Below are 20,351 nucleotides of genomic sequence, written 5' to 3'. Positions count from 1 at the left end.
AAGAAGGGGAGGCTGCTATCGGCACCGACCCGCCCAACTCAAATGTCAACGTTGCCTAGCCCCTCCTGGCCAGGAGGGGGACTGCCGCCGCCTCGAGACGGCGGCGTGCCTGCCACGACCGCCCCGCCCCCATTTGCCCGCTGCTCGCCGCCCGCTGCCCGCTCCGGTCCCACGGGGGCGGGGCGGAACAAATCGGGCACCACCCCGCCCACGCGACTTTCCACTTTCCACTTTCCACTTTCCACTTTCCACTTTCCACTTTCCACTTTCCACTTTCCACTTTCCACTTTCCACTTTCCACTTTCCCCGCCCTACGCCTCGTCGCCGGCCACTTGCGCCTTCCGCTCCTCGGAGCCGGCGCGGCGGCTGTACCACGCCATGACGGGCGTGACCGAGAGGCCGTGGACGACGACGCTGGCCGCGATTGTGACGAGGACGAGGCCCAGCAGGCGCTCCGAGAAGCCGTCGTAGAGCCCGTGCGTCTCGGCGAACATGAGGTAGTAGACCGACCCGATCCCGCGGACCCCGAACCACGCGACGAGCTCGCGCTGGAGGTCCGACGTGGACGAGAACGCGAGGCCTACGGCCACGGCCGCCGGGCGGACGACGAGGAACACGACGGGCACGAACCACAGCGCGTCGAACGACCACTCGGCCAGGTGCAGCAGCGCGCCCACCAGGACCACGAGCGCGACCGCCCCGATCCGCTCCAGCTGCTCGGCGAACCCGAGGATGGCTGACGCCATAAAGGCCGGGGCCACGTGCTCGTCGACGGCGACCTCCTCCTCCTCCCCGTTCTTCGCCATCGCCTCGACGTCCTCGGCCGCCTCGTCGCCCGTCTCGCGGCGCTCCTCGTAGCGGAGCGCGAGGCCGGCGGCGAAGACTGCGAGGAAGGCGTAGGTGCTGATGAGGAGGGCCACCCCGTAGGCCAGCGCGACGAGCCCGAGCGCGAGGAAGTCGTCGGTCCCGATCGCCTCCTTGTGCGTCTTGCGCAGGTACACGACGAGGCGCCCGACGCCGAGGCCTAGGACAGCGCCCAGCGCGATCCCCCCGAAGATGGCCCACAGCACGTCGACCGCCACCCACTTCCACCCAAACTCGCCCAGCTCGTGGAGGCCCAGGAGCCCCAGCCCGAGCATGACGAAGGGGAACGCGGCGCCGTCGTTGAACCCGGCCTCGCCGGTGAGCGAGAACCGGAGGCGGTCGGTGTCGTCGGGGTCCTCGATCTGGACGTCGGACGCGAGGACGGGGTCGGTCGGGGCGAGGACGGCGCCGAGCAGGACGGCCGCGCCGATCGGCAGCCCCAGCCCCCACACGCCGAGCGCGGCGATCCCGAAGACCGTCAGCGTCATCGAGATCGTCGCGAGGCGGAGCGGGAGCCGCCAGCGGCGGTCCGTGAGCGGCGTGCGGAGCTTGAGCCCGGCCGCAAAGAGCGACAGGATGACGGCGATCTCGGAGAGGATCTCCAGCGGCTTCGCCTGCTCGATAGGGTCGATCACGAGGAGCCCGATCCCGAGCGGCCCGATTCCCAGCCCGACCAAGAGGTAGAGCTGCGCCGTCGAGAGCGGGAGCCGCTTGAGCGTCGTGCCCCCCAGCGCCATGAGGGTGAGGAGCAGACCAGCAACGACGAACCAGAGCGAAAAGGGCACAGGCGGCGGGAGGCAAAAGAAAAGAGGGCGCCCTCCGACGCCGCGCCCCGCCTGAGGGTCCCCCGCCCCGCCCGCTCAGGAAGCGCCCCCGGCTTCGGACGCGAGCTGCGCCAGGAAGGCGCGGAGGAACGCCGCTCGGCGCTCGGCCTCGGCCCGCCCCGCCCGCGTGCGCATCGTGGACGGTAGGCGGAGCAGCTTTGCGTAGACGTGGTCCGTCGCGTAGCGTCGGTCGTCGAGCGGGCGGGGCGGCTCGGGCGGGGCGGCATCTGGCGGGGCGGCGTCCGGGTCGGCCCACGTCGGCACGGGATCGGTCGGGTGCGTGAGCGCCGCGCCCAGCGCCCCGGCCGTCGCGTAGCACCGGGCCACGCCGATCGCACCGAGCGCGTCGAGTCGGTCGGCGTCCTGGACCACGCGCGCCTCCAGCGTCCGCGGCTCGACGCCGGCCGAAAAGCTGTGGGCCTCGATGGCGTGGGCGACCGCGGCGACGCGCGCCTCGGGCTCGCCGTGCTCCCGGAGCCACGCCGCCGCCCGCTCGGCCGCCCGCCGCGACGCCTGCGCGCGGGCGGGGTGGTCCTTCGGGAGCACGACGCAGTCGTGGAGCCACGCCGCCGGGAGCACCACGTCGAGGTCCGCCCCTTCGTCGCGCCCGATCCGCCCCGCCCACGCGACGACGCGGCGGACGTGGGCGAGGTCGTGGGCGGCGTCGCCGGCGACGTGCTCCCGCAGGAATGGCTCGCAGAGCGCGGCCCACCGCCCCGCCCGAGCGTCGAGGTTGCCGTCTGGGGGCGGGGCGGTCACGCCCACGCCTCGCGGTAGTCTTCAGCAAACTCGCGGAGCGAGCGGGGCGGGCGCCCGAGCAGCCGCTGGACGCCGTCGGCGAGGCGGCCGGCGAAGCCGAGGCGGGCGGACGTGTACAGTCCCATCATGACGGCGGCGTAGCCAGGTTCGGCGCCACGGGCGCGCTCGTGGCGGTAGAACTGGACGAGGCCCGGCCGTGTGTAAACGACGCGGCGGCCGAGGACGTCAGAGAGCACGGCGGCCACGTCGAAGTAGTCCAGCGACTCCGGCCCCGTCAGGTCGTAGGCGACGGCGCCCGCCGCCGGCGTCCGGTCGGCGTCCGTCAGCCAGACGGCCGCCGCGTCGCCCACGTCGCGGGCGTCTACGAACGACGTCCGCCCCGCCCCCGCCGGCACCACGATCTCGCCGTCGCGGACGTCGGCGGCGTGGACGTCGGAGAGGTTCTGCATAAAGTAGCTGGCCCGGAGCAGCGCGGTCTCCATCGACGACGCCTCCAGGTGCTTCTCGATGCTCCGGTGCGGGAGGACCGGGTTGCTCTCGGCGCCCAGGACGGACAGGAACGCGATGCGGCGCACGCCGGCGGCCTGGGCCGCGTCGATCACGCCGTTCATGTTCGCGCCTTTGCCCGGCGGGAGCATGAGGAATACGTTGTCCGCCCCCTCAAACGCCGGCCCGTACGTCTCGGGCTTTGTGACATCGAACGCGACGGACGCGGCGCCGTCCGGGAGATCGCGGTCGCCCGCGTGGCGAACGGCGGCGACGGCCTCGTGGCCGTCTTGGAGGAGGCGGCGGAGCACGGCGCTGCCTACGGTTCCGGTGGCGCCGGTGACGACGGTTTTCATGACGACGGGACCCCGGGCGGGGCGGCTGGAAACTCAGGACCACCCCGCCCTCGGTCCCAGGCGGGGTGGCCTAGACTCGGGGCGGGGCGGGCGGGTTCTCTCCGCCCCGCCCGCGCGGCCGTTGCCGGGGATCGGCGCCGCCCCGCCCCCCGCGTTCCCCCACGGGCGGGGCGGTTGCGGGCGGGGCGGGCGTCCAGCGGGCGGGGCGGCTACGCCACGACAAAGTTGACGAGCCGGCCCGGCACGGCGATCTCCTTGCGGACCGTGCCTTCGGAGAGGTAGCGGGCGACGTTCTCCTCCTCACGCGCCGCGGCGAGCATCGCGGACTGGTCAGCGCCAGCGTCCACGGTCACGGTCCCGCGGAGCTTGCCGTTGACCTGGACCGCGATCTCGACGGTGTCGGCCTGGAGGAGCGCTGGGTCGTACTCGGGCCACGGCGCGTAGGCCAGCGACTCGTCATGGCCCAACCGCTGCCACAGCTCTTCAGCGAGGTGCGGGGCGAACGGGGCGAGCAGGAGCACGAACGGCTCGACCACGCTCCGGGGCACGTGCTCCCACTTGGTCGCCGCGTTCACGAACTCCATCATGGCCGCGATGGCCGTGTTGAAGCGGAGGCCGTCGACGTCGTCCGTCACCTTCTGGATGGTGGCATGGAGCACGCGGAGCTGCTCGCGCGTCGGATCGGCGTCCGAGACCGCCACCCCGCCCTCGCGGTCGAGGACGAGGCGGTAGGCCCGCGCGAGAAAGCGGTGGACGCCGTCGACCGAGCGCGTATTCCACGGCTTCGTCTGCTCCAGCGGACCCATAAACATCTCGTACAGCCGGAGCGAGTCGGCCCCGTACTCGGCCACGATGTCGTCCGGGTTGACCACGTTGCCGCGGCTCTTCGACATCTTGTGCGCCCGCGACTGCACGCGGACGTCCGGGTACTCCCGGAGCACGAAGCCTTCTCCGCCCTTTTCGACCTCGTCGTCGCTGACCGTGACCGCCACGAGGCTGGAGCCGTCGCGGGCGTCCTGCCACGCGATCTCGTCGTCGTCCGTCGGCGCGGCGTGCTCCGCCGAGACCCAGCCGTAGGCGTCGCCCGACTCGTCGAGGCGGCGGAACGCCGTGTGCTCTACGCCGCCCAGGATCATGCCCTGGTTGACCAGCTTCTGGAACGGCTCGTCGGTGCTGACAACGCCGGCGTCGTAGAGCACCTTGTGCCAGAAGCGGGCGTAGAGCAGGTGCAGGACGGCGTGCTCCGCCCCGCCCACGTAGAGGTCGACCGGCATCCAGTACCGCTCCTTTTCGGGATCGACGGGCGCCCGGTCGTTGTCGGGGTCGATAAAGCGGAGGTAGTACCAGCACGAGCCGGCCCACTGCGGCATCGTGTTCGTCTCGCGCCGGGCGGGGCGGCCGGTCGCGGGGTCCGTCACCTCGACCCACTCCTCGATGCCCGCGAGCGGGCTCTCGCCGGTCCCCGTCGGGGTGTAGCGGTCGACCTCGGGGAGCGTGACCGGGAGCATGTCCTTGCCCAACGCGTGCGGCTCGACGCGGCCGTCCTCGTTCTCGACGTGGAGGACCGGGATCGGCTCGCCCCAGTAGCGTTGCCGGCTAAAGAGCCAGTCGCGGAGCTTGTACTCGGTGCGGCGCCGGCCCACGCCGTTGTCGTCGAGCCACGCGAGCACGGCGTCCGTGGCGGCCGGCGTCTCGAGCCCGTCCAGCGACGTGCCGCGGTCGGCGATGTCGGCGACCGCCCCGCCCGAGGCGTCGGAATGGAGGTGGCGGCCGTCGCCGGTGTAGGCGTCGGTCCAGTCGCGCGTGCGGTCGAGGTAGGCCGCGTAGAGCTCGGTCTCGTCGTCCGTCGACACGTCGGCGGGCGCGTGCGCCTCGATCCACGAGGCCGGCGGCTTGACGACCGTGCGGACCGGGAGCCCATGCGCGACGGCGAACTCGAGGTCGCGCGCGTCGTGGGCGGGGACGGCCATGATGGCGCCGGTCCCATACGTCGATAGGACGTAGTCGGCAATCCAGATGGGGATTTTCTGGCCGTTGACAGGGTTTGTCGCGTGCGCGCCCGTGAACACGCCCGTCTTCGCCTTCGACTCGATTCGGTCCCGCTCCGTCTTGCGCGCCGTCGCCTCGACGTAGTCGCGGACGGCGAACACCTGGTCCTCAGTCGCGATCTCGGCCACGTAGGGGTGCTCCGGGGCGAGGACCATGTAGGTCGCCCCGAAGAGCGTGTCCGGCCGGGTCGTGAACACGCGGAGCGTGAGCTCGTCGTGGCCGAACACGCGGAAGTCGACCTCGGCGCCCTCGCTCCGCCCGATCCAGTTCCGCTGCATGGCCTTGACGGACTCGGGCCAGTCGAGCCCGTCCAGCCCGTCGAGCAGGCGGTCGGCGTAGTCCGTGATCTTCAGCATCCACTGCCGCATCGGGCGCTGGACGACCGGGTGCCCGCCGATCTCGCTCCGCCCGTTGACGACCTCCTCGTTCGAGAGCACGGCCCCGAGCGCCGGGCACCAGTTGACTGGGGCGACCGACTCGTAGGCCAGCCCGCGCTCGTAGAGCGTGAGGAAGATCCACTGCGTCCACCGCACGTAGTCCGGATCCGTCGTGTTGATCTCGCGGCTCCAGTCGTAGGAGAACCCGAGCCGCTGGAGCTGGCGCCGAAACGTGCCGACGTTGCGCTCGGTCGTCTCGCGCGGGTGCGTCCCCGTCTCGATGGCGTACTGCTCGGCCGGCAGGCCGAAGGCGTCCCAGCCCATCGGGTGGAGCACGTTGAACCCCTGCATCCGCTTGGTGCGGGCGACGATGTCGGTCGCCGTGTAGCCCTCGGGGTGGCCCACGTGGAGGCCGGCGCCCGACGGGTAGGGGAACATGTCGAGCGCGTAGAACCCGGGCTTGCTCGCGTCGAAGCCGGCGTCGCCGGGGCCGGGCTGGCGGAAGGTCTCGTGGTCGCGCCAGTAGGCCTGCCACTTGCGCTCGATCTCGTCGTGGGGGTATCCGGCCATGCTCGTGTCGTGGGTCTCGGGGGCGGGGCGGCCGAAGCTACGGCGGCGCCTCGGCGGGGGTCCCGGGACCGCCCCGCCCCGCCAGGGCGCGCGGGCGGGGCGGGGGCACCGCGCGCGGCGTCTGCCGGAGCGGGCGGGGCGGCCGAGCGCTCTCCACCCCGCCCCCTGTTCACGGGGCGGGGCGGCCCCGAATTCCGAGGCCGGTCGGACCCGAAGGGCCGGTTGGTCAATTTACACGGCCTGTTCCTTCCGCCCCGCCCCACCCCGCCATGTCTGCCCAGGCCTTCCGTGACGCCCGCGACACGCTCCTCGACACCCGCACCGACCTCGCCGCGGCCCGCGAGCGGTTCACGTGGCCCACGCTCGACCGCTTCAACTGGGCGCTCGACGGGTTCGACGCCTGGGCCGCGGAGCATGCGGACGCCCCGGCACTTTGGATCGAGGGCGATGAGGGGACCGCGGCCCGGCTCTCGTTCGGGGAGCTGTCGGACCGCTCGGACACGTTCCTCCGCCGCCAGGGCGTCGGGCGGGGCGACCGCGTGCTCCTCATGCTCCCCAACCGCGTCGAGCTGTGGGAGGCGGAGACGGGCGAGGGCCGCCGCCCGAACGAGTTCTGGGAAGAGGACTTCGAGGCCGAGCTCCGCGGGTAGGACCGCCCCGCCCTCTGGCGCTCGGGCGGGGCGGAGGAGCGCTTCGACGCGCGCGGCCGGCGGGCGGGGCGGTCGGCCGGAGCGCCTCCGGTCCCACGGGGCCGTGCCGCGCGGGCGGGGCGGCGTCAGGCCGGAGGTGTCCGCGCGGCGAGGCCGCGGAGGACGTGCCAGACGGTGAGCGCGGCCAGCACCACCGTCCGCCCGTCCGTGTCGTGGGCCGGATTCAGCTCGACGACGTCGACCGACTGGACGTGTGCGCTCCGCCCACACACCTCAGCCGCCCGGAGCCACACGGCGGTGGAGAGCCCACCCACGCCCGGCGCGCTGACGCCCCGCGCGGCGTCGACGGCGTCGAGGTCGAACGAGGCCAGCGTCGGCCCGTCGAGGGACGCGACGAGGGCGTCGGCGCGCTCGGCCGTCAGGTCGTCCGCCCACACCACCCCGCCCGACGCCTCGGCAATCGCCGCGTGGTCGGCGGCGACGCGCCACGGGAGCAAGCCCGCGACCGTATACCCGCGGCACAGGCCCGAGTCGTGGTCGAGCAGCTGGCGGAACGGCGAGCCCGAGTGCCCCCGACCATCCGCCGGGGGGCGGACGTCGGCGTGGGCGTCCCAGTTGAGCGCCCGCACGGGCCGCCCCGCCCGCACGTAGCCAAGAAAGTGGCCGTACGCCGTCTCGTGGCCGCCGCCGAGCACGATGGGCACGACGCCGCGCGCGAGGAGCCCGCCGACGCGCTCGCCCAGCCGGGCCTGGTCGGCCTCTAGGTCGCCCGTCACTTCGACGTCGCCCACGTCGGCCGTGCGCTCGAGCAGGCCGACGAATGGGGCGGGGCGTCGGGCGTCGGGCGTCATCCGCGCCAGCGCCGCGCGGATCTCGGCGGGCGCCTGCGCGGCTCCGGGCCGCCCGCCGTTGCGGCGGACGCCCTCGTCGGACGGGAAGCCGACGAGGGCGACGCGTGTGTCAGTGGCGAGCGGGGCGTCGCGGAGCCAGTCGCCAAGGCGGGGGTCGGACATGGTGAAGGGCGGGCAGCGGGCAGAAGATGCACCACCCCGCCCACGCCGGGGGCGGGGCGGGGCGGGGCGGGGCGGGGCGGGGCGGGGCGGGGCGGGGCGGCACCGGGCGGGGCGGCGCCTGCCCAAACCGCCCCGCCCTCGTCACAACCACCCCTAGCCCCTCCTGGCTGCGCCGACGCTGCGCGGTGACCAGGAGAGGGACTGCCGCCGCCCTCTTTAGGCCTCAACGGCGCCAACGATCGCCCCGCTCGCTGCTCGCCGGCCCCACAGGGCAGGGCGGAACAAAACGAGCGCCACCCCGCCCGCACCCCTCATCCCTCATCCCTCATCCCTCATCCCTCATCCCTCATCCCTCATCCCTCATCCCTCATCCACACCGTCTCGCCCGCGGCCACGGCGCGGGCCGCCGGCTCGGCGCGCCAGCCCGCGAGCCACGCGTCCAGTGAGGGCGCCTCGAACACGGCGACGTCGGCCACCCCGCCCGGCACGAGCGTGCCGACGCCGTCCAGGCGGAGCGCGCGGGCGGCCTCGACGGTCGCGCCGCGGAGGGCCTCGGCCGGCGTCATCCGCTGGCGCGTGCAGGCGAGCCACATCGCGAGCGGGAGGCTCGCGCTCGGCGCCGAGCCCGGGTTGAAGTCGGTCGCCACGGCGACGCGCACGCCGGCGTCGAGGAGGCGCCGCGCGGGCAGTGGCTCCTGCCCCAGCACGAGCGTCGCGATCGGAAGGCTCACGGCGACCACGCCGGCCGCGGCGAGCGCCGCCCCGCCCGCGTCGGACACGTACTCGAGGTGGTCCGCCGACGCCGCGCCCACGCTCGCCGAGAGCGCCGCCCCGCCCGTGTCGCTGAGCTGATCGGCGTGGAGCTTGGCGCCCAAACCGTGTGCGGCCGCGGCCGCGAAGATCGTCCGGGCCTCGGAGCCGGTGAACGCGCCCTGCTCCACGAACACGTCCACGAACGCCGCCAGCCCGTCGGCTGCGGCCTTCGGGATCATCTCGTCCACGACTAGGCGGACGTAGCCGGCCCGGTCGTCGGCATACTCGGGGGGGACGGCGTGCGCGGCGAGCAGCGTCGACACGATCCGCTGCGGCCCCGCATCCGCCAGCCGCCGGTGGACGCGCAGCGTGCGCATCTCGTCGGCGACGGTCAGCCCGTAGCCGCTCTTGGCCTCGACCGTCGTCACGCCCTGGCGGAGCATGGCGTCCAGACGCTCCCGCCCCGACGCCTCCAGGTCGGCGTCGGACGCCGCGCGCGTGGCCCGGACGGTCGACAAGATGCCGCCGCCCCGCCCGGCGATCTCCAGGTAGGGCGTCCCCTCGATGCGCTCGACGAACTCGCCCGAGCGGTCGCCCGCGTGGACGAGGTGCGTGTGGCAGTCCACGAGCCCCGGCACCACGAGCCCGCCGTGGGCTGACAGGCGCTCGGCATCCGCAAAGCGGGCGGGGAGGTCGGCCTCGGGACCGGCCCACACCACGACGCCCTCGTCCCACACGAGGGCTGCGCGGTCGACGAGCCCGGCGCCCGGGTCGTCGGGCGGGCACGTCGCCAGCTGGCCGATGTCGGTGAGCGCGGTCATGGGAGCGGCCCTGTTTGGGTTTCGGCCGCGGCGACGAGGGCGCCGGAGCGGACGAGGTCCGTGGCCGCCTCGAAGTCGGCCTCGAAGGCGACGTCGTCGGTCCGCTGCGCCACGCGCTCGCGGAGCACGGCGTGGGCCGCCTCGACGCCCCGCCCCGCCCGGAGCGGGCGCCGAAACGCGAGCGCCTGCGCCGCGCACAGCGCCTCGACGGCCAGGACGCGCTCGGCGTTCTCGACCACGCGGAGCGCCTTACGCGCGCCCCACGCGCCCATCGAGACGTGGTCCTCCTGCCCGCGCGACGACGGGATCGAGTCGACCGAGGCCGGGTGGCACAGCGTCTTGTTCTCGCTCACGAGCGCGGCCGCGGCGTACTGCGGGATCATGAACCCGGACTGGAGGCCCGAGCGCTCGACGAGGAACGGCGGGAGCCCGTCGCCGCCGTCGACCAGGAGGTACGTCCGGCGCTCCGAGATCGAGGCCCACTCGGCGACGGCGATCGCCGCCGTGTCGAGGGCGATTGCGAGCGGCTGCCCGTGGAAGTTGCCCGCCGAGACCACGTCGGCCGCCCCGCCCGCCCCGCCCTCTGCCGGGGGCGGGGCGGCGACCTCCGAAGGAGACTGCGAAGCAACCTCCGCAGGAGATTGTGCAGCAAACACGAGCGGGTTGTCGGTGACGCTGTTCAGCTCGCGCTCGACCACGCCGGCCGCGAACGCGAGCGCGTCGCGGCTGGCGCCGTGGACCTGCGGCACGCAGCGGACCGAGTACGGGTCCTGCACGCGGCCGCAGGCGGCGTGGCTCGGGCCGATCTCCGACCCGTCGAGCAGGCGGCGCACGGCCTCGGCGGACTGCGCGTGGCCCGGGTGCGGGCGGAGCGCGGCCACGCGCGCGTCGAACGGCCGCGCTGAGCCCAGCCGGGCCTCCAGCGTCATCGCGGCGACCACGTCGGCCGTCGTCGCCAGCCGGCGCGCGCGCTGCGCGACCTCGACGGCGTAGGCGAGCATAAACTGGGTCCCGTTGATGAGCGCCAGCCCGTCCTTGGCGCCCAGCGCGACGGGCTCCAGGCCCGCCTGGCGGAGCGCGTCGGCGGCGGGGGCGGGGCGGCCGTCGTCCCACACCGAGCCCTCGCCGATCAGCGGGAGCGTGAGGTGTGCGAGCGGGGCGAGGTCGCCCGAGGCGCCCAGGCTCCCCTGCTGCGGCACGACCGGCACGAGGTCGGCGTCGAGCAGCGCCAGCAGGCCGGTCACAACGGCCGGACTGACGCCCGAGAAGCCCCGCCCGAGCGCGTGCGCCTTGAGCGCCAGCATCCGCCGCGTAAGCGCGGGCGGGGTGGGATCGCCGACGCCGCAGGCGTGCGACCGCAGCAGGTTGACTTGGAGCTGCGCGACGTCGTCGGGGCCGATCCGCTCTGACTTGAGCGCGCCGAAGCCCGTGTTGAGGCCGTAGTGCGCGCGGCCGTCGGCGAGCGCGGCTTCGACGAGCGCGCGGCTCTGGGCGACGCGGCCGTCCGGCCGGGCCAGGTCGTCGGCGAGCGCCGCGAGCGACGCCGCGAGGTCGGCGTCGAGCGTGTCGAGGCGCAGCGCCGGCATGTCGAGTTCGACCACCCCGCCCATCACTGCGGGTCCCCCGCCGAGGGGAGGTCGACGCCCCGCTCGCGCGCCGTGTCGAGGGCGACGTCGTAGCCGGCGTCGGCGTGGCGCATGACGCCGGTGCCGGGGTCGGCCGTGAGCACGCGCTCCAGCCGGCGCCCGCCGGACTCGGTCCCGTCGGCGACGCACACCATGCCGCTGTGCATCGAGTACCCGATGCCCACGCCGCCGCCGTGGTGGAGGCTCACCCACGACGCGCCGCAGGCCGTGTTGAGCATGGCGTTCAAGAGCGGCCAGTCGCCAATCGCGTCGGAGCCATCGAGCATCCCCTCGGTCTCGCGGTTCGGGGAGGCCACGCTGCCCGTGTCGAGGTGGTCGCGCCCGACCACGAGCGGCGCGCTCACGCGGCCCGTTTCGACGAGCCAGTTGAACCGCTCACCCGCCTCGGCCCGCTCGCCGTATTCGAGCCAGCAGATCCGCGCCGGGAGCCCCTGGAACTGCACCTTCTCCTGCGCCAGCCGGATCCAGCGGTGCAGGTGTTCTTTCTCGGGGAACAGGTCGAGGAGCGCCGCATCGGTCGCCGCGATGTCGGCGGGGTTGCCCGAGAGCGCGGCCCAGCGGAACGGGCCGGAGCCGCGGCAGAACAGCGGGCGGATGTACTCGGGCACGAACCCCGGGATCTCGAACGCCTCGGTCCGCCCGCGCCGGTCGGCCACCTGCCCGCGCAGGTTGTTGCCGTAGTCGAACGCGACCGCGCCCGCCCGCTGGAGCGCCAGGAGCGCGTCGACGTGCGTTTCCATGCTGTCGAGGACGGCCTCCTCGTAGGCCGCCGGGTCGGCTTCGCGGAACGCGTCGGCCTCACCCAGCGAGACGCCCGCCGGCAGGTAGCCCACGCGGAGGTCGTGCGCGCTCGTCTGGTCCGTCACCACGTCGACCGCTACGCCGCGGCGGACCAGCTCGGGCAGGACGTCGGCCGCGTTGCCGACGAGCCCAACCGAGAGCGCCTCGCCCCGCTCGCGGGCGCCCTCGACGGCGTCCAGCGCCTCGTCGAGGCTGTGCGCGAGCCGGTCGCAGTAGCCGGTCTCGACGCGGCGGCGGATGCGGCTCTCGTCCACGTCGACGCCGAGAAAGGCCGCGCCGTTCATGGTCGCCGCGAGCGGCTGCGCCCCGCCCATCCCGCCCAGCCCGGCCGTGACGACGAGCCGGCCGCTCAGGTCGCCCCCGAAGTGGCGGCGCGCGCACGCCGCGAACGTCTCGTACGTCCCCTGGAGGATGCCCTGCGTGCCGATGTAGATCCAGCTCCCGGCCGTCATCTGGCCGTACATGGTCAGGCCCGCCGCCTCGTGCTCGCGGAAGCGGTCCCACGTCGCCCAGCGCGGGACGAGCCAGCTGTTGGCGATGAGCACGCGCGGGGCCTCGTCGTGCGTGCGGAACACGCCGACCGGCTTCCCGCTCTGCACCAAGAGCGTCTCGTCGTCCTTCAGCCGCCGGAGCGTCTCGACGATCCGGTGGAACGAGGGCCAGTCGCGCGCGGCCTTGCCCGACCCGCCGTAGACGACGAGGTCCTCGGGCCGCTCGGCGACCTCGGGGTCCAGGTTGTTCATCAGCATGCGCAGCGCGGCCTCCTGGTGCCAGCCCTGGCAGGAGAGGTCGGTGCCGCGCGGGGCGCGAATGGGCGGGGCGGTCGTCATCGAGGGCGGGGCGGGGTGGCGCCTACAGGCTAGGACCGCCCCGCCCTCGCGCCCAAGGGCCGACCGATGGTACTGTGCCCGTCTCGCCTTCGATCCGATGGCGACCGCCCCGCCCTACGTTCGCTTTGGATATGGACACGCTCGACCACCGCCTGCTCCGCGAAGTCCAGGCCGACGCCCGCCTGAGCTACGCCGAGCTCGGCCGGCGCGTCGGGCTCTCCCCGCCCGCGGTCGCCGAGCGCCTCCGCCGCCTGGAGGCGTCCGGCGTCGTCACCGGCTACCACGCCGCCGTCGACCCCGCGCGGCTCGGGCGCCCGGTCCAGGCCATCCTCCACATGCAGGTCGACCGCGCCCGCTTCCAGCGGAGCGTCGAGCAGATCCAGCAGCTCGACGACGTGCTCCAGTGCTACCGGACGACCGGGAGCAGCTCGCTCGTCATGGTGGTCGCCGTCGCGTCGACCGAAGCGCTGGAGGCGCTCATCGACCGCCTGCTCCCCTTTGGCGAGCCGGTGACGCAGCTCGTGCTCTCGGTGCCGGTCCCGCGCCGGCCGGTGGCGCCCAACTCGTAGCGCCCCAGCCACGGGCGGGGCGGTGCCGCGCCTGTGCCGCGCCTCCTGCGCCCGCCCCGCCCGCTTTTCTCTCTACGCCGTTCGGGATGCCGTTCGGGCGGGGTGGCGCTGCGGTCCGGCGTCGCCCGGCTGCGCCCTCCGCCCGTTCCCGCCGCGGAACCGGGTCTCGACGAGGTCCACGATGAGGAGGCTCGCGACCAGCCACGCGGCGCCCGAGAGCCACCCCGCCACGACGTCGGTCAGAAAGTGGACGTTGAGGTAGACGCGCGAGAGGCCCACGGAGATGATGAGGAGCGGGCCAACGACGGCGGCGAGCGCGCGCGCCCACGCCTTCTCGGTCAGCCGCCAGACGAGGTAGACGAGCATCCCGTAGAACACGGTCGACGCGAAGGCGTGGCCGCTGGGGAAGCTGTAGCCCTCGGCCGGGATCACCTGGTCGACCGGGCGCGCGCGGTGGAACAGCCCCTTCAGCCCGAGCACCACGAGCCCGCCGCCCCCGCTCGCGAACGCGACGCGGAAGGCGGACCAGTACCGCTTCGCGGCGACGAGCGCGAGCGTCGCCACCACGACGAAGGTGATGAGCGTGAGGTTGTTGCCGAACCACGTCACGGCGACGCCCAGTTGCGGATCGGCCCCGAGCGCGTTGAAGACGACCTCGTGGGCGCGGGCGTCGAGCCGCGCGAGGTCGTCGCCTTCGGAGACGGCGTCGACGACCTCGACGAACCCCCACAGGAGCAGGGCGACGGCCACGAACGCGAGCGTGGCGCTGAGCCCGTACGGCACGCCCCGCTCCAGGCGGCGGCGGAGAAAGCGGGCGATGGCGGCCGGGGCGGGGCGGTCGGTCACGGGGCGGCGGGTCAAAACAGGAGGACGACGAGGGCGACCGCCCCGCCCAGGATCACGAGCCCGTTCAGCGCGAACAGGCCGACGAGCGCGAGCGCGAACGGGAGGCTGGCGAGGCGGAGAAAGCGGGCGGCCCCGACAATTCGGACCCACGCTCCCTTCGACGTGAGCGCGAGCCCGCGCGCCGCCCACAGCGCGCGACCCACGCGGAGGAGCCGGCTCCGCCCCGCCCGGCGGGGACGCGCCTCGGCGGGTTGCGCGGCGTCGGCGCGGCCGGTCGCCGCGAGCGCCGCGTCGCGGAGCTGGCCCGGCAGCGAGGCGAGGTCGGCCAGCGTCCACCCTGCGAGCGCGGCGGCGGCGGCGGGGACCAGCAGGAGGAGGGCCACAATGACGGCCACCCCGCCCACAGCGCCGGACCGCAGCGCGCCCTCGAAAAGGGCGAGCCAGATGACGGCCGCGGCCACGGCGCTCGCCGCCGCCGTCCGGTACGCGAACCGCACGAGCGCGCCGACGCCGGGGACGATCCGGCCCAGCCGCGCGAGCGCGCCGGGCGACGCGGCCTCCAGCGCCGCCCCGCCCTCGCCGCCGGGCGGGGCGGCCGTCTCCAGCACGGCGGGCGCCTCGGGCGCGAGGGCCGGGCGCAGACTGCCGGGGCGGGGCGCGGAATCCACGGGCGGGGTGGGCGGGTTGGACACGCCCCCCTTACGCCACCACGTACGCTTTGAGTTCGCCCGACCTCGCCGACGCCCTCCGCTCCGCCCGCACGATCGCCGTCGTCGGCTGCTCGCCGCGCGGGTTCCAGACCAGCCACCGGATTGCCCAGTACATCCAGCGCGCCGGCTACCAGATGGTGCCCGTCAACCCGAACCACGACGAGATCCTGGGCGAGACGGCCTACCCCGACCTCGCCTCGATCCCCGACGACGTCGTGGTCGACATCGTCGACGTGTTCCGCCGGTCCGAGTTCACCGCCGACGTCGTCCGCGACGCGTCGAGCCGCATGGAACGGACCGGCCAGACGCCCCTCATCTGGACCCAGCTCGGCGTCCACTCCGCCGAGGCCGAGCGGCTCGCCGCCGAGGCCGGCCTCCCCTACGTCGCCAACCGCTGCCTGATGGTCGACCACGCGGCGTTGGTGTGAGGGATAGAGGAATAGGGAATGGAGGGATGAGCAGACTCGTCATCCCCCGCTCCATCCCAACCCGCCCCCCCGGCCCGCCCGCTCTGCCCATCCCTCTACCCCTCCTCCTCCCTCCTTCATGTCCGTCCCCCCCGCCATCGACACGCAGAAGCTCCTCGACGCCATGAAGGGGGGCGGGGCGGCCGGCCTGAAGGTGCCCCCGCCCGTCTTCGAGGACATGGAGGCCGAGGTCCGCGACTACCGCCCCGGCGACGCCGAGCGCGACGGCGTCGGCGCGTCGATGCGGACGCGGTTCCCGGTCCTGGAGCGCTACCAGAACCCGATGGGCGTGATGCAGGGCGGGATCGTGGCCGCGGCCGTCGACAACGTGGTCGGCCCGCTGAGCTACCTCGTCGCCCCGCCCAGCGTGACGGCCCAGCTGTCGATGACCTACCTCGCCCCGGCCGCGCCCGGGACGGAGTACGTCGAGGTCGAGGCCCGGCTCGTCTCGCGGGCGGGGCGGCAGCTCGTGTTCGACGCCACGGTCACGGCGCCGGACGGGACCGAGATCGCCGTCGGGCGGCTCACGAACACGATCGTGCGCCGAGGCTGAGGACCGCCCCGCCCGCGTGGCGGAGTGGCGCGGGGCGGGGTGGCGCGCACCGGCATTTCCCGCCCCGCCCGCCGCGCCGGCACGTTGTCTTGACCATCGCACCGCAGGGACCGCGCCGTAGGGACACCATGCGTGGTGTCCCCGAACGGGGCACAGGGCCGCGGATCCGCGCCCGCGTGGCGCGAGGGCGGGGTGGCCTCGCACCGTTCCCGCCCCGCCCCTACGCCGCGTCCATCACGACCGTCTGCACGGGCGGGGCGGAGGAGCGGTCGAACAGGCACCCCGCCTCGACGCCCAGCGCCGCGAGCGCGCCGGCCTCCACCCCGCCCCGCTCGGCCTCCGGCCACCGCGCGTACATAGCGCCGAGCGCGTAGGGCGCGCCCGAGCCCATGGCCCAGAACCGCGAGAACTCGTGGACCTCGCGCATGTCGTAGACCCCGAAGATCCCCGTCGGCGCGGCGACCACGAGCGACACCTGCGTCGACTCGTACGGGTCGCCCTCCTGGCCCGAGTCCGGGAGCAGGTAGTAGTCCTCCTTGAGGACCGGGTGGAGCGCGCGGAACGTCTCGAAGAGGCCGCGCCGGCTCCCCAGGTCGGCGTCCTCCATCCGCTCCAGCGCGTCCTGGATCACGAGGACGTGGGCCGTGTAGCCGACGATGCCCACGTACGCCTCCCCGCCCGGCGTCTCGACGCGGACGATCTTCTCGCCGGCCGCGTCCATCTCGGGCGGCAGCCGCGTCTCGTCGAACGTGGTGAGCGCGTCGGCCGCGATTGCGATGCGGCCCCCGACACGGGCGACGGTGATCGTAGACATAGGGCGGGGTGGTTCGGGGTACGAGGTACGGCTGCTGACCCTCCACGTGCTACGTACCCGGTACCGAGTACCCCGTACCTACAGGTACAGGAGCGTCGCGACGGCGAAGAAGATGGTCAGGCCGAGGATGTCGTTGGAGACCGTGATGAACGGCCCCATCGCGAGCGCCGGGTCGATCCCGACGCGGCTCAGGCCCAGCGGGACCGTCGCGCCGATGAGCGTCGAGAGCACGATGACGACGAGGAGCGCGAGCCCGGACGTGAGCGCGAGCCGGGCGGGGTCCTCGCCGAACCCCGACACAACGACGATGAGCGCGAGCGCGAGAGCCAGGACGACCCCGTTCAGGAGCGCTACGGCCAGCTCCTTCCCCAGCCGACGCGCCAGGTCGCTCGACCACAGGTCGCCGGACGCCAGCCCCTGCACCGCGATCGCCGACGACTGGATGCCCGCGTTGCCCGCCATCGCCATCACGATGGGGATAAAGAGCGCGAGCACCGGGGCCACCTGCAGCGCCTCCTCGAACCCCACGATGACGAGGCCCGACACGTAGGCCCCGCAGAGCCCGAGCAGCAGCCACACGAGCCGCCCCCGGCTGACCGCGAAGACGGACGACGACAGCTCCTCCTCGCCCGTGATCCCGACCGCCCGCTGGATGTCCTCCTCGGCCTCCTCGCGGACCACGTCGAGCACGTCGTCGACCGTGATCCGCCCGACGAGGCGGCCGCCGGCCGAGACGACCGGGAGCGCGACGAGGTCGTACCGCTCCATGACGCGGGCGACCTCCTCCTGGTCGAGGTCGGGCTCGACCGCGATCGGGTCCGGCTCGGCCACGTCGGCCACGAGCGCGTCGGCGCGGGCCAGGAGCAGGCGCTTGAGCGGGACCACGCCCACCAGCCGCCCCGCCCCGTCGAGCGCGTAGACCACGAACACGGGGTCGACCGTGGCCGCCTTCTCGCGGACGGCCTCGGTCGCCTCGGCGACGGTCGCCGACGCCGGGACGGCGACGAACTCGGTCCCCATGAGCCCGCCGGCCGTGTCGTCGCCGTAGCTCAGCAGGGCCTCGACGTCGAGCGCGTCTTCGAGCAGGACGAGCACCTTTTCGACCTGGTCCAGCTCGATGTCGGCCAGCACGTCAGCCTGGTCGTCGGTGTCGAGCGGGTCGATGAGGGCGACGAGCGCGTCCGTCGAGAGGCCGTCGAGGAGCCCGCCCCGCTCGGCGCCCTCGAGCTCGGGGAGCACGAGGCTCCGGGCCTCGCCGGGCATCCACGCGAACACCTCGCGGGCGGCGCCCAGCGGGAGGTGCCGGAGCAGCGTCGCCTGGTCGGCCGCCCGGAGGTCGGCGACGAGGTTGACGACCATGCCCCGCTCGCCGCCCTCGACGAGCGCCTCCACGTTGCCGACCACCTCGTCGTCGACGACCGGACCGCCGGGCGGGGCGGGGTCGAGCGCGGGGGGGGCGTCGGTCACGGGCGGGGTGGGCAGGCCGCCCCGCCCGAGCCCCAGGCGGGGCGGGCGCTAGGCGGCGTCGAAGTGGCGGGCGAGGCGGACAAAGTCGGCCGGCGAGACGGCCTCAGGGCGGAGCGTGGCGGCCCACTCGGGCACGGCCACGCCGGCGGCCTCGGCGACCGTCCCGAGGCTGTTGCGGAGCATCTTCCGCCGCTGGCCGAACGCGGCGCGGACGACCCGCTGGAGCGCCGGGAAAGCTACGTCCGGCCGCTCGGCCGCCCCAAAGTCCAGGGCGACGACGGCGCTCTCCACGGCCGGTTTGGGCCGGAAGCAGTGGCGGGAGACGGTGAAGAGCGTGCGCGTCTCGGCGTAGAGCCCGAAGTACACCGAGAGCGTCCCGTACGTCTTCGACCCGGGCGGGGCGGCCAGCCGGTCGGCCACCTCCTTCTGCACCATCACGACCGCCCGCGCCACGTGCTCCCGGGCGTCGAGGAGAGCAAACAGGATGGGCGAGGTGATGTAGTACGGGAGGTTGCCGACGACGTAGAGCGCCGGCGGCGCGGGGACGAGGGACGGGGGATGGGGGACGGGGGAATGCGTCTCGGACCGCCCCGCCCCGCCCGACGTGAGCGGGGCGGGCCGGGAAGAGTCCCCCTCCTGGACAGGAGGGGCTAGGGGTGGTTGATGAACCGAGCGGGGCGGCTCGGAGTCCGCCGCCCCGCCCCGCCTCGCGAGAGCGCCCCAGTCTGCCTCCAGCACGTCGCCCTGGCGCACGTCGAGGGCGGGGTGGGCGGCGCGGAGGTGGGCGACCGCCTCGGGGTCCACCTCCAGCGCGACGAGGTCCGGGTAGCGCTCCAGGAGCACGCCCGTCAGCGCCCCCTCGCCCGGCCCGATCTCGACGACGCCCGCGCCGGGCGGGGCGGCGACGGCGTCCGCGATCCGGCGGACCGTGTTGGGGTCGGTCAGGAAGTGCTGGCCGAGGCGCTTTTTCGGACGGACGGACACGGGCGGGGCGGTAGACTGGGTGCCCTCAGAGCCCCGCCGACCCCGTGACGTTCCCCCGCCCCGCCCGCGCCGTCGTTCTCGGCGCCCTTTTCGCCGCGCCGGTGGCGGCCCAGGACGCTCCGGCCGACTCGGCCGCCGCCCCGCCCGCGGCCGTCCGCCTCGACGTGCGGCGGCTCGACGTGGACTCGCTGAGCGTCACGGCCCAAACGCTCGACGCCCGGCTCAACCTCGACGCCCACGTCGGCGACCTGGTGCGGATCGAGGCCGGCGTCCGCGTCCGCCTCGACAGCGTCGACGTCGACGTCCGCGGGGCCGAGGCGGTCGCCGACCTCCGCATCCAGCTCGACGCCGTGGTCCGGGTGCTCCTGGAGGCGCTCGCGGCCGTCCGCGAGACGCCCGCGCTCGTCGAGGGCGCCCCCGACGCGGCGGCGGGCGGGGCGAGGCGGGACTGAGCGGCGGCCGGCCTCCGGCTACTCCGCCCCCGGCTCCTCCGCCTCCAGGAGCGACCGCAGCAGTGCGAACGCGCTCGGGAGCGGGTCCTGAAACAAGACCTGCGGGTCGAAGCGGAAGCCCTCGACCGCCCCGCTCTCGAACACGCCGCCCGCCCACGCGGCCCGGTACGCCCCACCTGGCCGGTACGGCTCGCCGTCGAGGCGGTAGAACGTGGCCTCGCGGCGGACCGGGTCGACGAGCCAGTACTCGGGCACGCCGACGCGCTCGTAGCCCTCGAACTTCGTCTCGCGGTCGCGCCGCCCGGACGACGGCGACACGATCTCGACGGCAAGGTCGACCGGCGCCCGCGCGTCCTTGACGTCCAGGATGCCGAGCCGGTCGGCCCGGATAAAGAGGACGTCGGGCTCGTAGCCGTTCTCGTCGTCGACGCGCATCGTTGTCCGCGACCCGAGCACCTCGCCAAGCCCCTTTGCTTCAGCGTAGCCCTCCAGGAGGATGAGGAGGAACTTGAACAGGCGTTCGTGGAGGACGCCCGTAGACATGTCGATGACGGCGTTCCCGTCGATGAGGTCGCCTTTCATCCCGTCCGGGAAGAGGGCGACGTACCGCTCGTACGGCGTCATCTCGGCCGGCGCGTCGGTCGAGGGCGGGGCGGGAGCGGGGCGGGGCAAGGCCATGTCTAGAACCTA

19 protein-coding genes are annotated in these 20,351 nt (G+C 74.2%); 5 read left to right on the top strand and 14 right to left on the bottom strand.

Annotated features, from left to right (window positions below; all coding sequences use genetic code 11):
• Positions 1-311: 311 nt before the first annotated feature.
• The 4 genes from RQM47_RS06500 to leuS form a co-directional block, all read right to left on the bottom strand.
• On the bottom strand, positions 312-1,649 hold the full coding sequence (locus tag RQM47_RS06500; protein ID WP_311662006.1) for a cation:proton antiporter: 1,338 nt from the start codon (positions 1,647-1,649) through the stop codon (positions 312-314).
• A gap of 75 nt (positions 1,650-1,724) precedes the next feature.
• Positions 1,725-2,447 carry an HD domain-containing protein gene (locus tag RQM47_RS06495; RefSeq protein WP_311662005.1) on the bottom strand — a complete coding sequence of 241 codons (723 nt, stop codon included), beginning with the start codon at positions 2,445-2,447 and terminating at the stop codon, positions 1,725-1,727.
• Complete coding sequence (locus RQM47_RS06490) at positions 2,444-3,289, bottom strand: NAD(P)H-binding protein (RefSeq protein ID WP_311662003.1); 846 nt, start codon at positions 3,287-3,289, stop codon at positions 2,444-2,446. The genes RQM47_RS06495 and RQM47_RS06490 overlap by 4 nt, the downstream gene beginning before the upstream one ends.
• Before the next feature lie 209 nt (positions 3,290-3,498).
• Positions 3,499-6,285 (bottom strand): leucine--tRNA ligase, encoded by a 2,787-nt coding sequence (leuS, locus tag RQM47_RS06485; protein WP_311662001.1) that lies wholly within the window; start codon positions 6,283-6,285, stop codon positions 3,499-3,501.
• Between the two features lie 269 nt (positions 6,286-6,554).
• Here leuS and RQM47_RS06480 point away from each other — a divergent pair, with 269 nt between their 5' ends.
• The gene (locus RQM47_RS06480; RefSeq protein WP_311661999.1) at positions 6,555-6,935 is read left to right on the top strand and encodes an AMP-binding protein; all 381 of its coding nucleotides are present in this window, start codon (positions 6,555-6,557) and stop codon (positions 6,933-6,935) included.
• A gap of 125 nt (positions 6,936-7,060) precedes the next feature.
• On the opposite strand, the gene RQM47_RS06475 is transcribed toward RQM47_RS06480, so the two are convergent.
• The 4 genes from RQM47_RS06475 to hutU form a co-directional block, all read right to left on the bottom strand.
• Entirely contained in the window at positions 7,061-7,948 is an 888-nt protein-coding gene (locus RQM47_RS06475; RefSeq protein WP_311661998.1) for a formimidoylglutamase, read from the bottom strand.
• 353 nt (positions 7,949-8,301) lie between these two features.
• A complete protein-coding gene (gene hutI / locus RQM47_RS06470) occupies positions 8,302-9,522 on the bottom strand; it encodes an imidazolonepropionase (RefSeq protein WP_314008029.1) in 1,221 nt (406 codons plus the stop codon).
• Positions 9,519-11,108, bottom strand: coding sequence for a histidine ammonia-lyase (gene hutH, locus RQM47_RS06465; RefSeq protein WP_311661994.1), 1,590 nt, complete (start codon positions 11,106-11,108; stop codon positions 9,519-9,521). The genes hutI and hutH overlap by 4 nt, the downstream gene beginning before the upstream one ends.
• Before the next feature lie 23 nt (positions 11,109-11,131).
• Positions 11,132-12,799 (bottom strand): urocanate hydratase, encoded by a 1,668-nt coding sequence (gene hutU / locus RQM47_RS06460; RefSeq protein WP_311661992.1) that lies wholly within the window; start codon positions 12,797-12,799, stop codon positions 11,132-11,134.
• 131 nt (positions 12,800-12,930) lie between these two features.
• On the opposite strand from hutU, the gene RQM47_RS06455 reads away from it, so the two are divergent.
• The gene (locus RQM47_RS06455) at positions 12,931-13,368 is read left to right on the top strand and encodes an Lrp/AsnC family transcriptional regulator (protein WP_311661990.1); all 438 of its coding nucleotides are present in this window, start codon (positions 12,931-12,933) and stop codon (positions 13,366-13,368) included.
• Positions 13,369-13,440: 72 nt separating this feature from the next.
• Here RQM47_RS06455 and RQM47_RS06450 read toward each other — a convergent pair whose 3' ends face one another.
• Together RQM47_RS06450 and RQM47_RS06445 are read right to left on the bottom strand one after the other, a co-directional pair.
• On the bottom strand, positions 13,441-14,214 hold the full coding sequence (locus RQM47_RS06450; protein ID WP_314008026.1) for a phosphatase PAP2 family protein: 774 nt from the start codon (positions 14,212-14,214) through the stop codon (positions 13,441-13,443).
• Positions 14,215-14,225: 11 nt separating this feature from the next.
• Positions 14,226-14,882, bottom strand: a complete 657-nt coding sequence (locus RQM47_RS06445; protein WP_311661986.1) for a hypothetical protein — start codon at positions 14,880-14,882, stop codon at positions 14,226-14,228.
• 50 nt (positions 14,883-14,932) lie between these two features.
• On the opposite strand from RQM47_RS06445, the gene RQM47_RS06440 reads away from it, so the two are divergent.
• The gene (locus RQM47_RS06440) at positions 14,933-15,352 is read left to right on the top strand and encodes a CoA-binding protein (RefSeq protein WP_311661984.1); all 420 of its coding nucleotides are present in this window, start codon (positions 14,933-14,935) and stop codon (positions 15,350-15,352) included.
• Between the two features lie 118 nt (positions 15,353-15,470).
• On the top strand, positions 15,471-15,944 hold the full coding sequence (locus RQM47_RS06435; RefSeq protein WP_311661982.1) for a PaaI family thioesterase: 474 nt from the start codon (positions 15,471-15,473) through the stop codon (positions 15,942-15,944).
• 220 nt (positions 15,945-16,164) lie between these two features.
• Here RQM47_RS06435 and RQM47_RS06430 read toward each other — a convergent pair whose 3' ends face one another.
• From RQM47_RS06430 to RQM47_RS06420, 3 genes are all read right to left on the bottom strand, one after another.
• On the bottom strand, positions 16,165-16,758 hold the full coding sequence (locus RQM47_RS06430; RefSeq protein WP_311661980.1) for a hypothetical protein: 594 nt from the start codon (positions 16,756-16,758) through the stop codon (positions 16,165-16,167).
• Positions 16,759-16,836: 78 nt separating this feature from the next.
• A complete protein-coding gene (gene mgtE / locus RQM47_RS06425) occupies positions 16,837-18,225 on the bottom strand; it encodes a magnesium transporter (RefSeq protein ID WP_314008024.1) in 1,389 nt (462 codons plus the stop codon).
• Positions 18,226-18,273: 48 nt separating this feature from the next.
• Complete coding sequence (locus tag RQM47_RS06420) at positions 18,274-19,209, bottom strand: rRNA adenine dimethyltransferase family protein (RefSeq protein ID WP_314008022.1); 936 nt, start codon at positions 19,207-19,209, stop codon at positions 18,274-18,276.
• A gap of 44 nt (positions 19,210-19,253) precedes the next feature.
• On the opposite strand from RQM47_RS06420, the gene RQM47_RS06415 reads away from it, so the two are divergent.
• The gene (locus tag RQM47_RS06415) at positions 19,254-19,661 is read left to right on the top strand and encodes a hypothetical protein (RefSeq protein ID WP_314008019.1); all 408 of its coding nucleotides are present in this window, start codon (positions 19,254-19,256) and stop codon (positions 19,659-19,661) included.
• 18 nt (positions 19,662-19,679) lie between these two features.
• Here RQM47_RS06415 and RQM47_RS06410 read toward each other — a convergent pair whose 3' ends face one another.
• Entirely contained in the window at positions 19,680-20,339 is a 660-nt protein-coding gene (locus RQM47_RS06410; protein ID WP_314008015.1) for a Uma2 family endonuclease, read from the bottom strand.
• Positions 20,340-20,351: the final 12 nt, after the last annotated feature.

The organism is Rubrivirga sp. S365 (assembly GCF_032248475.1).
GTDB lineage: Bacteria > Bacteroidota > Rhodothermia > Rhodothermales > Rubricoccaceae > Rubrivirga > Rubrivirga litoralis.
This window is presented reverse-complemented; position numbering and strand designations above follow the sequence as displayed.